This window comes from Enterobacter sp. FUJ80071, from assembly GCF_038739915.1.
GTDB lineage: Bacteria > Pseudomonadota > Gammaproteobacteria > Enterobacterales > Enterobacteriaceae > Enterobacter > Enterobacter kobei.
The window spans coordinates 2325409-2337963 of the sequence record NZ_JBBXKH010000001.1; the positions used below are offsets into that span (position 1 = coordinate 2325409).

Consider the following 12555-nt stretch of genomic DNA (forward strand, 5'->3'; position numbering starts at 1 on the left):
TTTGGCATTTCTATACACGAATAGCGTTAACCCGGAGATTATGAAGACACATCCACAGTACGAACCCTGGCTGCAGGGCATGCTGATCATCGCGAAGCACTATCGGCTGGACTTTTCCGCGGAACATGTTCGGGTCGCGATTAACCATGAAAGTCAGTCTCCGCGCCAGCTGGTGCTGGAGGAGATGGCGCGCCAGCTAGGGCTGGGGATGCGTGTAGTGGCGGCGGAAGCGGTCTCTCTCGATCCGTGGCGTTTACCGCTGCTGGCGGAATTCACCGGCGGACAAATCGCAGTGATTACCCGCATGGACAACGAAGGCAACGTCAGCCTGCAGTTTAGCGGAGACGGTGGCCTGGAGACGACGCTGACGCTGGAAGCGCTCGGGACACGGTTAAAAACCCTGCTGGTGCTGCGCCCGCTGGAGTCCACACCGGATGCCCGCGTGGACGATTACATTAAACCGTATGAGAAAAACTGGTTCTGGCAGCTGGCGCTGAAAGACTGGCGACGCTACAGCGACATTATGCTGGTGGCGCTGGTGGCTAACGTACTGGCTCTCTCTGGCATGGTCTTTTCCATGCAGGTGTACGACAGGGTCGTACCGTCGCAATCAGAAGCCACGCTGTGGGTGCTGTTTGGCGGCGTCATGATTGCCATTGTCTTCGAATTCGTCATGCGCATGCTGCGCGTGCATATATCTGACGTGGTGGGGAAACGCGCCGACCTGCGCATTTCAGAGCGTGTGTTTGCCCACGCGCTGCGGATTAAAAATGGCGCACGCTCCAAATCAACCGGTTCGTTTATTGCGCAGATCCGCGAGCTGGAGTCGGTGCGTGAACTCATCACCTCCACCACCATTGCGGCGATCTCCGATCTGCCGTTCTTCCTGCTGTTCGTCTTTATTCTGTGGATGATTGGCGGCCCGCTGGTGCTGGTGGTGCTTCTCGCCGTGCCGCTGTTGCTGATTCCGGGCCTGCTGGTGCAGCGTCCGCTGGGCAAACTCTCCAGCGAGGGGATGCGCGAATCCGCGATCCGTAACGCCACGCTGGTGGAGGCGGTGCAGGGCATTGAGGACATCAAGCTGATGCGCGCCGAACAGCGTTTCCAGAACCAGTGGAATAACACCAACGATGTCGCCGCCAGCGTCGGCATGAAGCAGCGCTGGCTGACGGGCCTGCTGCTGACCTGGACCCAGGAAGTGCAGTCTATCGTCTATGCGGTAGTCCTGCTGGTGGGCTGTTATCTGGTGATCAGCGGGGATATGACCACCGGTGCGCTGGTAGGAACCTCGATTCTGGCGTCGCGCACCATCGCGCCGCTGTCGCAGATCTCAGGCGTGCTCTCCCGCTGGCAGTCGGCAAAAGTGGCCCGTAAGGGGCTGGACGACCTGATGCAGCGACCGATTGACGATCCGCAGCACGGGAAGAAGGTGCATAAAGCCCATCTGCGCGGCGACTACGTGCTGGAGGACGTCGGGTTTTACTACGATGAAGAAGAGAAACTCAGCGTGCTTAACATCAGCAAGCTACAGATCCGTGCCGGGGAGCGCGTGGCGGTGCTTGGCCGAAATGGCTCCGGCAAAAGCACGCTGCTGCAACTTCTGGCGGGCATGCAGGAGCCGCAGCAGGGCAGCATCCTGCTGGACGATATCGCGCTTAACCATCTGGACCCGGCCGATCTGCGTCGCGACATGCAGTTGCTCAGCCAGCAGGCGCGGCTGTTCTTTGGCTCCGTGCGGGACAATATCCTGATGGGTAACCCACTGGCGACTGACGAAGAAATTCATCAGGCGCTGGTGAACAGCGGCGCGCTTGAGTTTGTGCGCAAGCAGAAAATGGGGCTGAACACCCTTATCAATGAAGGCGGCACGGGGCTGTCCGGCGGGCAGCGTCAGGCGCTGCTGCTGGCGCGCGCGCTGATCACTTCTCCGACGATTCTGCTGCTGGATGAGCCTACCGCCTGGCTGGATGAAGTGAGCGAGAAGCAGTTTATTCAGCATCTTCACCAGTGGCTGGGCAAGCGCCGGACGCTGGTGGTGGCCACCCACCGCCTGCCAATTCTGGACCTGGTTGACCGCATCATTGTGCTGGAAAACGGCAAGGTGGTGATGGACGGCCCGCGCGACGCGATCCTGCATCAGCACGGTATGGCGACGCCAAAAGCCGCGCAGCGCACCGTGACCATGAAAGCGGCGGCGGTTGCTGAGGAGGGTGTGGCATGAATGATTTAACCCGTTTTAATAGCCGTCTGAAAGAGCCACGCCTGCCGAGGTCGTCGCTGGTGGCATGGGCGCTGTTCGCCCTGCTGGCGGTATTTCTCGCCTGGGCGAGCCTGTTCGAGCTTGATGAAGTCACCACCGGCAGCGGCAAGGTGATTCCGTCTTCGCATGAGCAGGTGATTCAGTCCCTGGAAGGGGGCATTATTCACAGCCTGATGGTGCGCGAAGGCGACATTGTCGAACGCGGTCAGCAGCTTGCGCAGTTAGACCGGACAAAAACCGAGTCCAGCGTGCTGGAGAGTGAGTCCCGTCTGAATGCCGCGCTGGCAACGGCGGCGCGCCTGAAGGCCGAGGTCAACGACACGGCGCTGATTTTTCCCGAAGAACTGGATGACGACGTTGAACTGGTCAAACAAGAGACGGCGCTCTATCAGTCCCGTCGCGAAAGCCTGGAAAAAGGGCTGGCCGGCCTGCGTCAGGGGGCTGAACTGGTGCAGCGTGAACTGTCGTTAACCCGTCCGCTGGTGACCCAGGGGGCGGCCAGCAAGGTGGAGGTGTTACGTCTTGAGCGTCAAAAAAATGAGCTTGAGAATAAAATCACCGAGATGAAAAACCAGTATTACGTTCGCGCCCGTGAAGAACTGGCAAAAGCCAACGCGGAAATTGAAGCTCAGCGTTCGGTGATGAAAGGACGTGAGGATTCCCTGACCCGGCTGACCTTCAATGCGCCGGTGCGTGGCATCGTGAAGGATATTGACGTGACGACCGTGGGAGGCGTTATTCCGCCGAATGGCAAGCTGATGAGCCTGGTGCCGCTGGACGATCAGATGGTGGTTGAGGCAAAAATCTCCCCGCGCGACGTGGCATTTATCCATCCCGGCCAGAAAGCGCTGGTAAAAGTGACGGCCTATGACTACTCCATTTACGGTGGGCTGGAAGGGGAAGTGACCATGATTTCACCGGATACTTTGCAGGATGAGGTGAAAAGGGATGTTTACTACTACCGCGTTTATATCCGCACCGACAGTAACCATCTGACCAATAAGCAAGGTAAGGAATTTCCGGTCTTTCCGGGGATGATTGCGACGGTGGATATCAAAACCGGCAGTAAAACCATTCTTGATTATCTGTTGAAGCCGCTCAACAAAGCGAAAGAAGCGCTGCGGGAGAGATAAGGGCAGGGCGTTCGGGGAACCGAACGCCCTTTTTATTATACCGTTAATGTGACGTTGTTGGGGTGGCGTCGTTCTTTCGGTACCACGTTAATGTAATGGGTGACATACGCGAAATAGAGTCCGGCATAGTTTTCGACCAGTTCGAGAAAAGCCGGATACACCGACAGGCGACCGTCACCGCGATCTTTCAGATATCCTGCCTCTTGCGCTGTTTTGATAATCCGGTTGACGTGGATCCGCGAAACAAAGAATTCTTTCGCGAGCGTGCTGGCTGAATAATCAATAACTGCACCATGAGCAGATTTGTTTTTTATGGCCTGCAGATAAAGATAAAGCATAATCATGCGTCCGCCATCTTTATCAATAAATAATCCTACCTCGGGTAACACTTTCCTGAAGGTTAATCCCCGGAAGAGATATTCCGCTGCGCGGCGGAAAAAATTATTTCTCAATGTGTCATTATCCAGCAGGTTTACATCAATATTAAACGTCGGATAAAGAATGCTGACGGGCAAAAATGCACCGGACATATAGCGTTTAAGTTCACTCAATCCTTTTTCGGTCGGGGCTATTCGTGTTTTACGACGGTCATCCGTACAGCGCCAGGTCCTGATGCGCCCCGTGGTTCTGAGAAGAGTAATGATCGCAATCACACTATTAGGGCTGGCTATTTTATAGCGGGAGCATAGCTCTTTAATCTCAGATACTGACTCGGCCTGATTGCCAAATATAAAACAACACATGGCGAGAATAATGTTGAACCGCGCTTCCTGAAGCATTGTCTTGTAGAACAAAGGTTGTTTTTTATAGATGGTGTCATTAATTGTGTAGTGCTCTAATATTGCCTCACCAAATCGTGGGTTGCTCTTTATAACATCCCGTCGATGTAGCAAGGCCCTGGATGAGATGTGATTATCCATAGCATTTTTCTCGTGTTTGATGAACCGATAGATGAAGTATCCAGTCTTCTTTTTCGGAATTTTCATTATACCTGAGAAACAGTGTTTTGCCGTCGTTATTTGAAAAGAAAGATATATTTACATTTGTCGACAGAAGAGAGAGTGATTAACGCAAAGATGTTCCGGTGCGGAACGTTGATAACAGTATCTTAACCTGATGGCGTACTGTAAAATTATTCTATACACCAGCTGTATTACATATTCCGTATTCATAATAAGAATGGCGATTTTGTGCCCAGGAGCAGGTTATGACCCACAAAATTTCTCACAGAAATGTTGCTCGCGACGATCGGCGGTTTGTCATCTCAACCTGCGGTTTTACCTTCCAGGGGTATGCTTTGCTCCTGAAAAAGTACGGCATAGACGCTTCGCATATCCACTTTGAGGGAGATGATGTCTGCCAACGGGATAGGGAAAATATCCTTAATAATCAACATGCTCATATTGTTGTGTTTCCGGGTAAAGGGATTGTCACTCTGCTGGAAAGTCTGACGCGGCTGGCATCCGTACTGAATGCATTGCCTGTTATCCGATGCGTGACCCTTTATAGTGATATACCTGACAGCTGGTTATATCGCACTCTGGGTAGCCTTTTACATAACAGCCATCAATTATCACTGATTCGGATCGCCAGCGTTTCTGATGTCATCAACTGCTTCCACACCCATAATAAGGGGTTTAAAGACCACTCGCGATTATTACGCGATCACTGTCTGGGGTATTCTCCGCAGGAAAACCTGAAATGGCTAACAAGAAGAGAAATTGACGTTTTATTGAATTTCTACCGCGGTATGTCCGTAAAAGATCTGTGCGAAAAGCTAGGACTTTCTAATAAAACGGTTTATACCCATCGTAAGGAAGGTGTGCAGAAGTTACATTATATTAAACGATGGTTAAACGATCCGCATAACTTCAAAGCGGAAAGAAGTCACAAAAACCATCGTCTTAAAGCAGAATTCACGGATAAAGAAGCAGATATTTTTAATGCTCTGGTGAAAAGGGAAATCTTCCCGGCCTACCAGATCATTACCGATCGCGACAAAAAAGGGGTGGGCTTTGAGATACTGATCCGCTGGAATAAAAACGGCAAAATAGTCAAGCCTGCCTGTTTTCTTAATGACATTTCAAATCACGAGATATGGTTAAAAATAACGGCCCTGGTGATCCACGCTGCCGTGTCCGGGATTAATAAATATAATGGGAAATTCTATTTTTCAGTCAATATTCCGCCTCGTCTCGCTTCCGGAAAAGCGTTGCCGGAGATGGCCCGGAAAGCCATCGGCATGTTGCTCAAACCCCAGTGGGCGGAAAAGCTTGTCTTTGAATTTGCAGAAGATATCGATGTGACCAAAGACAAGAAGATCCCTGAAACCATGCGGCATCTGCGTAATACCGGGTGCAGACTGTTTCTGGATGACTGCTTCTCTAACCATCACACCATGTTTCCTGTCAGGCAAGTGCATTTTGACGGGTTGAAACTGGACCGCGACATCGTTGAGCATTTTGTGGCGAACGACAACGATTATAATCTGATTAAAGCGATTCAGATATACAGCGACATGACCGGAACGGACTGCATTGCTGAAGGGGTGGACAGTGAAGAGAAATTTGAAAAATTAGTCGAACTGGGCGTGAAAAACTTTCAGGGATATTATCTCTCACGGGCTGTGAAGGAGGAGGAATTAGATCGCATGGTAAGACAGTTTAGCTAAAAATAAAGCCCCGAAGGGCCTTGATTATTTACGACCCAGTAGCAGGCCGAGAACAATACCGACGGCACCGGCGGCGATAAGGCCGGTTAGCGGGTTATTTCTGACCGCTTCTGTTACATCAGAAACCGCATCGCTGGCCTGCGCGGCATATTTTTTAGCCGCGCCTTTTACCTGGTGCTTTGGTGAATCGACGAATTCACCAAACTGCTGCTGTGCAGAACCTGCAATTTCATCGAGGTTATTTTTTGCTTTATCTTCAGCAAACTGGGTGTTTTTATCAGTACCGAAATCAGACATCTTTGCCTCCTTGTGTTGATAATTAAAGGATAGCCGCTCTTTGCAGATATGAGAGACGAAAGGTTAATTTCGGCACCTGGCAGGGCTGTTTTCGGATATATCTCTGTGCGAAAGGACTCGCACAGAGAGACGCTGTTATTCGGCAAAACTCAGCAGCGCGTCGCCATCAAGGCGATAGCGCACCCATTCAGACTGCGGCAGCGCGCCAATGCTCAGGTAAAAATCAATGGCGGGCTGGTTCCAGTCCAGAACGCTCCATTCCAGGCGACCACACTGCCGCTTTACCGCGAGTTGCGCGATATGTTTCAGTAACGCTCTTCCCGCGCCTTTACCGCGATACTCCCGGGAAACGTACAGGTCTTCCATATAGATACCGTTGCGTCCGAGCCAGGTTGAATAGCTGGTAAAGAACACGGCATAGCCGATGATGTTGCCTTCATACTCAGCGATCAACGCTTCGGTGTGACTTCCCGCGCCAAAGAGCGTTTCACGGATCTCCTCTGGCGTGGTAACCACTTCTTCCGGCGCTTTTTCATAGACTGCCAGCTCGTAGATCATGGCGTAAATGGCCGCGGCATCTTCGGGACGGGCCTGACGAAGGATAATGCTCATTGTTATTCCTGCTTTTTGTCTGTTTCGCGATTGATGGCGTTAAGCATACGGAGTATTGTCCGAAGAATTAAGTGCAATGAAATCAACAAATGATGAATATTATGCATCCGGCTTTACGATGTCTTGATTTAAACCTGTTGCCCGTTTTCGACGCGATTTACCGCCATCGTTCTGTTCGTCTGGCAGCCGATGAGCTGGCGATGAGCACATCGGCACTGAGCCATGCGCTTTCGCGTCTGCGCGCGACGCTGAACGATCCGCTCTTTTTCCGGGAAGGGCATCGTATGTCCCCCAGCGTGTATGCTTCTCAGCTCGCACCTTCCATCGCTTCCGCACTGTCATTCCTGAATCATGAGCTGACCCCGCAGCCGGAGTTTGACGCCCCCAGCAGTACCGAGAGCTTACACATTGCGATTACGGATTTTACCGCGCTTTGCGTTTTTCCGACCCTGATGCACACCTTGCAGCATGCTGCCCCTGGTTTGCGTTTTGAATTGCGTTATTTGCCCCACAGCCCGGCGCTGACGGAGCTATTAGCCGGGGAAGTGGATCTGGCGCTCGGGTTCAGTACCTCGGAGGATATTCGTCATCCGGAACTGGAGGAGATAGGCTGGTTCGAAGATGAGTATGTGGTCATCAGTAACGCCAGCCGCACACGGCTGACGCTGGAGGATTATCTCGCGGCCCGACATCTGGTGGTCACGCCCTGGAATGAGAAACAAGGCGTCCTGGATCTGCGGCTTGAGCAGTTGGGCTATACCCGGCATATAGCGATCAAAACGCCGTCGATGCTCAGCGCCCCGTTTATCGTTGCACAAAGCGATCTGCTGATGGCGATCCCGCGGTTTGCGGCTGAGAAGCTTGTCGCGGCTGCGGATCTCAGGATATTTGCTTTACCATTTTCAATCCGCGCGTTTGAAGTGAAAATTTACTCGCATAAACGCAGCGGCCAGCGGGGGGCGACCCGCTGGCTTAAGGAGGAGCTGCATAAACTGGCGCAGGCGGTAAGACGTTCAGCTGATGGCGGGGGAAGTCATCCGTCTTAATTTAACGGCAGATAGATATCCGTTTGCAGCGCATGTTCCGGCACCTCGTGGACAAAATTGATGTTGGAGATCGTATCCAGCGAGCCTGTGTGACGCCCGACAGCGTATCGTCCTTGCCTGCGCGGTCGGGCAGGATCCTGACCGATCTTGCGATTTTTATTTGTAACAGGGTTTCGCAGGATTTGATTAGGAATGAGAGAGGCGTTCTTGATATTGATATGACCCTGTTTCGGAAAGAATGTTAGTCGCTGGTATGCCGTTCTGACGTCAATTATCGAACGGCATCCAGTAATTTTCTGCGAAAGTGTTTTATGGAATGCTTTGCAAATCCCTTTCAATATCACGACGGCGCCCGTTGTCAGCGATTTCGCGCCCTGGGCGAGCCGGTGCTTTCAGTGCTTTGGTTAGAAAACGCCTGGCTTCATCCGTTCTTTTCTCTTTTAGAAGGTAATCGCCGTAGAAATAGTTAGGGTCTATACCGTCAGGGTTGATGGCCAGCGCTTTTTTCAACATTTCATCAGCTTTGTCTTTATCACCAAAACCGATCGGCCAGCCGGGAACCTGATAATAAAGAGCCCCCAGGCTTGTCCAGGCTGATCCCTGAAGCGCGTTAGGTTCAATTTCAATCGCTTTCTCCAGGTTAGTGCGGGCTTGTTTAACAAGGCTCAATGCTCCCAGACCACCTTTTGCGCCAGCCCAGCTGCTATCAATGATTGCAGACCAAATTAACAGTGGTGCGCTTGTGTTGTTTTTCATCTGACTTGCCTGATGCGCTTTCTGACTAAGTGAACTAAAGCAGTTCTCTTTTTTGGCTTCCAGAGTTTGATACTGGCACACAGACCAATCGTGTTGTAATTCCTCGAGGGGGGTGTCCGCCAGTGCTACAGTCGGAACTGCTGCAACAAGAAATAGAGCATACAGTTTTCTCATTTGTGTTCTCCTTTTAACGATTTTCTGGCGAATTCCTGAATAACAGGTAATTTTTTTGCTAATGCTCCGTCGACGACGTGAGGAAACCAGGCATTAATTTTGACGAACAGACGCTCCATAATTCCAAAGCGATACCGTTTCTGCTCCGTTTCAAGAAGCCGTGCAAGCTGGGATGCGACATAAATCGGCGAATCGTTGTTATTACCGAGTTTTTGGTTAAGGGCGTAAACCTGTTCGCTGTTGAGCGTGGTTTTTGTTGCGCGTGGAGCGGCATACAAAACGGTAATACCGCTTCCCTGCAATTCCCGACCAAGTGCTTCGGAAAAACGATGTGTCGCAGCCTTGGTTGCGCTGTATACACTCCACGCCGGATGCCCTATTTCCCCAAAAATTGAACCAATATTAAGCACGATGCCAGGTCTGTTCATTTTATCCAGCAAGGCCCGGGTCAGAAGGGCAGGAATCTCGATATTGGTTCGGATCTGTTCACGAATATCGTCGAATGATTGCTGTTCAAGCAATGCAAAGCGACTGCTTCCTGCGTTATTGATGAGAATGTCCAACCCACCATTCTGAGACAGACTGTTCGCCAGCCCTAATATCTCTTCGTCGGAATAGCTGCGCATCAGGGCGATATTGTGTCGCTCCGGGTGAGGAATGGCATTCTTTAAAAGCGACATTGCCTTTTCATTACGCCCTACGAGATAGAGTCTCGCGCCTTTATGCGCCAGTTCTCGCGCCAGCGCCTGACCGATTCCTCCGCTGGCACCGGTTAGCAGAACGGTTTTATTAAGCAGATTCATGGGCGTTATCTCCCAGTTGGTCAAGCATCTGTCCGTAGAGATGATAAATACGACGAGCCGTGTGGATGATGGCCTCCTGATCGCACTTGTCAGTGATTGAATCCATGAGGGACGCAAAGAATTGCAAATGGCCCTGATCGAGTTCTCCGTGAGAACGCAGGTAGGTGGTTGCCTGCTCAGGCAGCGCCAGAGTATTTTCCAGCTGAGCCGCAACAGCTGTTGCAATTGACACACTAGTGCCTTCCAGCACGAGCACCATGCCAAATATGCTCATCGGATTTACCCGCTCAATTCGGTAGTAGAGGTAAGCGATCATCATTTCGATGGGCAGGCCCGGCATACCATTCCTTACCGCCTCAGGATCCCCCCCACATGCGCGAATATCATTGAGGATCCACTCCTGATGCCCATATTCCTCATCAATATATTCAGCGATTGCGCCACGTACTGCTTCGTGAGAGGCAGGAAGGCAGCTGCCAGCACACATTAGTAGCGGAACGGTATGACTGACGTGATAATAAGCCTGTGTCAAAAACGCGATATACATCTCCGCCGAGATATCGCCTGTCTGGCAACGCGCAATAACAGGTGAATTAAGTAAACGTTGACGTTCTACAGCGGTCTGATTCTGTAATTCCTGATAAAAGCTCATGCGTCTTCCTCCTGGCTGCAGGTGAGAATAATATGTTTCAGGGACTGCCAGATGGCGCTTCGTTTAGGGCGACCATTTGCGGTAATCATTTCGGGAGAAGATATTTCGGACGTAAACAGCAATCGGTGAAATTGCGCGTAGTCTGGAAGATGCGCGGAGATACGCATTAACTGTTGACGCGCCAGCTCCTTTTGTCCTTCAAAAGCATCAACAAGCGCAACGTTACGTGTTAAACCGTCACCAAAAATGACTACACGGCGCACAGCAGGGCATGCCATCGCTTCTGCTTCAGGCCATTCTGGAGAAAAATTGCGACCGTATGCGTTTATCTGAACGTTTTTTAAACGGCCAATAATATGAATAAATCCATCATCATCAACGCTTGCAAGGTCGCCAGTAGGAACCGTTGTATTTTGTGATTCCTCCCCGAGATACCCCAGGGCATTGGCTGGACTCGTTACGTGTAGTTGCTGTAAGGGATCAACGGTAACGTTTATACCTGGCAGAGGTTTGCCAACGCTGCTCTTTTTGGAAGAACCAGGCAAATTAAGAGCGACAACAGAACCGCACTCTGATAACCCATAGCCTTCAAAAACGGGTAAGCCTGCATTTGCTGCCAGTTCCATTAACGGCGTCGGAATTTTCCCGCCACCCACGGCAACAAACCGCAGAGAACGTGTACTTTCAGGTGCCACCTGATGCAGATGGACTAACACCCGTAATATTTCAGGTACAAGAACCAGGCTTTCAGGTTGCCATGTCACTAAGGCCTGTAAAAAACGTTTGGGGTTAAATTGACTTGAACCCTCAAAGCCTGTCTGGGCCGTGGGTAATATCACTGTTTCTGCACCCATTAATAATGGGATATAGATTCCGCACAAATTCTCGAGCAGAATGCTGAGCGGCAGGCTGACAAGATGTTTCTCCGGTGCGATCGGACGCAGAGCGGTAGCGAGTGTTTGCGCGGTCCATAACATTCCCTTCTGACTCAGGCACACGCCTTTAGGTTCACCGGTGGTTCCCGAGGTAAAGGTAATCTTGGATGTCCCCACAGGCAACGACGTTGGGGCAGTTAACTGTCTAACCTGCAGCTTACCGAATGGGAAATCATGTCTGTGCCATCCAGACATACTCTCACCACCAATTTGCGCATCAATCGACGCTGAAGCACGCACCCATTCTTTTTGCGTTTCCGAGAAAAAGGGAGGAATGGGTACAATGACGATCCCGACAGATATACAGGCAAGATCGATAATGGCCCACTCCGGACTATTATCAAGCTCAAGCGCCAGCCTTCTAATCCCCAGGGCGTGGAGCAACGATGCGGCGTTTACGACTGCCTCTAAATATTGCTTCCAGCTCCATAACGTTGTTTCACCCCTAAGAGCAGTTTGAGCAGGGTATTGAAGAGCTTGCTGTTTCAGTGCGTTAAGAAACATGATGTTCTCCCGACATATTAGTCCATGGAGCCTCGGGTAAAGTGTTTATTAACTTCATCAATAGACTGCCCTGAGTTAGCGCAGAATGACCGCCAGCCAGTTCACCGGCCATAATTTGTGGGTCATATTGATAGTATTTTCCCCATTCATGTGCATCATTCCCAAGGCGAGCGGGATTGGCCGGCATGATGAGGATGGGATTCAAATTAAGTCGATGAAAGGTATTGCGAATTTTTTTCGTACCGGTAAACACGATCCATGAAAATTGATACTCAGTAAGGACCTGGCAGAGCGCTGCAAACATGATTCGTGCACTTGCACCATCCCTCGCTGCAAAATTTCCAATTTCGACAATTGCGGCGCGAGAAACAGATTGCGACAGCCGTGACGAAAGCGTTACCTCAATGGGGCTATCGAGATATTTTTCCAGATAAAGAGATCCCTGAGAGGCGATATGTACGCCACTGGCAGCCTTAAGTTCACCATTTGCATCGTAAAGGCCAATAAGCCATGGCATGCAACGGGAAATCGAAGCCTGATAAACCTGCTGATAGTTTTCACGGATTAACGCTGAAATATCATTCTGTTCGTGTTCACCGTGAAGCCATTTAAGAGTGTAGGGGGGCATTATTCGCATCATGAGACCTCTCATATGAGTATCTTCAATATGAGCGATTAATATTATGACAACCTTAAGAAAGATTTTTTTCTT

12 protein-coding genes and 1 pseudogene are annotated in these 12555 nt (G+C 50.8%); 4 read left to right on the top strand and 9 right to left on the bottom strand.

The window, feature by feature from the left end; all coding sequences use genetic code 11:
- Nucleotides 1–40: 40 nt before the first annotated feature.
- Nucleotides 41–2221 carry a type I secretion system permease/ATPase gene (locus AAER43_RS11395; RefSeq protein WP_057057768.1) on the top strand — a complete coding sequence of 727 codons (2181 nt, stop codon included), beginning with the start codon at nucleotides 41–43 and terminating at the stop codon, nucleotides 2219–2221.
- A complete protein-coding gene (locus AAER43_RS11400; protein WP_014883770.1) occupies nucleotides 2218–3393 on the top strand; it encodes an HlyD family type I secretion periplasmic adaptor subunit in 1176 nt (391 codons plus the stop codon). The genes AAER43_RS11395 and AAER43_RS11400 overlap by 4 nt, the downstream gene beginning before the upstream one ends.
- 35 nt (nucleotides 3394–3428) lie before the next feature.
- Here the strand turns inward: AAER43_RS11400 and AAER43_RS11405 are convergent, their stop codons facing one another.
- Nucleotides 3429–4313, bottom strand: a complete 885-nt coding sequence (locus AAER43_RS11405) for a hypothetical protein (protein ID WP_032629235.1) — start codon at nucleotides 4311–4313, stop codon at nucleotides 3429–3431.
- Nucleotides 4314–4600: 287 nt separating this feature from the next.
- Here AAER43_RS11405 and AAER43_RS11410 point away from each other — a divergent pair, with 287 nt between their 5' ends.
- The gene (locus AAER43_RS11410; protein WP_045268119.1) at nucleotides 4601–6064 is read left to right on the top strand and encodes an EAL domain-containing protein; all 1464 of its coding nucleotides are present in this window, start codon (nucleotides 4601–4603) and stop codon (nucleotides 6062–6064) included.
- 24 nt (nucleotides 6065–6088) lie between these two features.
- Here the strand turns inward: AAER43_RS11410 and AAER43_RS11415 are convergent, their stop codons facing one another.
- Entirely contained in the window at nucleotides 6089–6361 is a 273-nt protein-coding gene (locus AAER43_RS11415) for a CsbD family protein (RefSeq protein ID WP_050863029.1), read from the bottom strand.
- Nucleotides 6362–6496: 135 nt separating this feature from the next.
- Entirely contained in the window at nucleotides 6497–6973 is a 477-nt protein-coding gene (locus tag AAER43_RS11420; RefSeq protein WP_050863030.1) for a GNAT family N-acetyltransferase, read from the bottom strand.
- A gap of 89 nt (nucleotides 6974–7062) precedes the next feature.
- Here AAER43_RS11420 and AAER43_RS11425 point away from each other — a divergent pair, with 89 nt between their 5' ends.
- A complete protein-coding gene (locus AAER43_RS11425) occupies nucleotides 7063–8019 on the top strand; it encodes a LysR family transcriptional regulator (protein WP_050863031.1) in 957 nt (318 codons plus the stop codon).
- Here AAER43_RS11425 and AAER43_RS11430 read toward each other — a convergent pair.
- The 6 genes and pseudogenes from AAER43_RS11430 to AAER43_RS11455 all read right to left on the bottom strand — a co-directional run.
- Nucleotides 8016–8132, bottom strand: a pseudogene (locus AAER43_RS11430) (AraC family transcriptional regulator); the annotation flags it as partial. The gene AAER43_RS11425 and the pseudogene AAER43_RS11430 overlap by 4 nt on opposite strands.
- A 196-nt stretch (nucleotides 8133–8328) precedes the next feature.
- Nucleotides 8329–8949 carry a tetratricopeptide repeat protein gene (locus tag AAER43_RS11435; RefSeq protein ID WP_047625446.1) on the bottom strand — a complete coding sequence of 207 codons (621 nt, stop codon included), beginning with the start codon at nucleotides 8947–8949 and terminating at the stop codon, nucleotides 8329–8331.
- Nucleotides 8946–9752: an SDR family oxidoreductase gene (locus tag AAER43_RS11440; protein ID WP_032636602.1), complete on the bottom strand. Its 807-nt coding sequence runs from the start codon at nucleotides 9750–9752 to the stop codon at nucleotides 8946–8948. Before AAER43_RS11440 ends, AAER43_RS11435 begins: the two co-directional genes overlap by 4 nt.
- Nucleotides 9739–10404, bottom strand: coding sequence for an iron-containing redox enzyme family protein (locus AAER43_RS11445; RefSeq protein WP_032636601.1), 666 nt, complete (start codon nucleotides 10402–10404; stop codon nucleotides 9739–9741). The genes AAER43_RS11440 and AAER43_RS11445 overlap by 14 nt, the downstream gene beginning before the upstream one ends.
- Entirely contained in the window at nucleotides 10401–11843 is a 1443-nt protein-coding gene (locus AAER43_RS11450) for an AMP-binding protein (RefSeq protein ID WP_050863032.1), read from the bottom strand. The genes AAER43_RS11445 and AAER43_RS11450 overlap by 4 nt, the downstream gene beginning before the upstream one ends.
- Nucleotides 11833–12471 carry a thermostable hemolysin gene (locus AAER43_RS11455; RefSeq protein ID WP_224955198.1) on the bottom strand — a complete coding sequence of 213 codons (639 nt, stop codon included), beginning with the start codon at nucleotides 12469–12471 and terminating at the stop codon, nucleotides 11833–11835. Before AAER43_RS11455 ends, AAER43_RS11450 begins: the two co-directional genes overlap by 11 nt.
- Nucleotides 12472–12555: the final 84 nt, after the last annotated feature.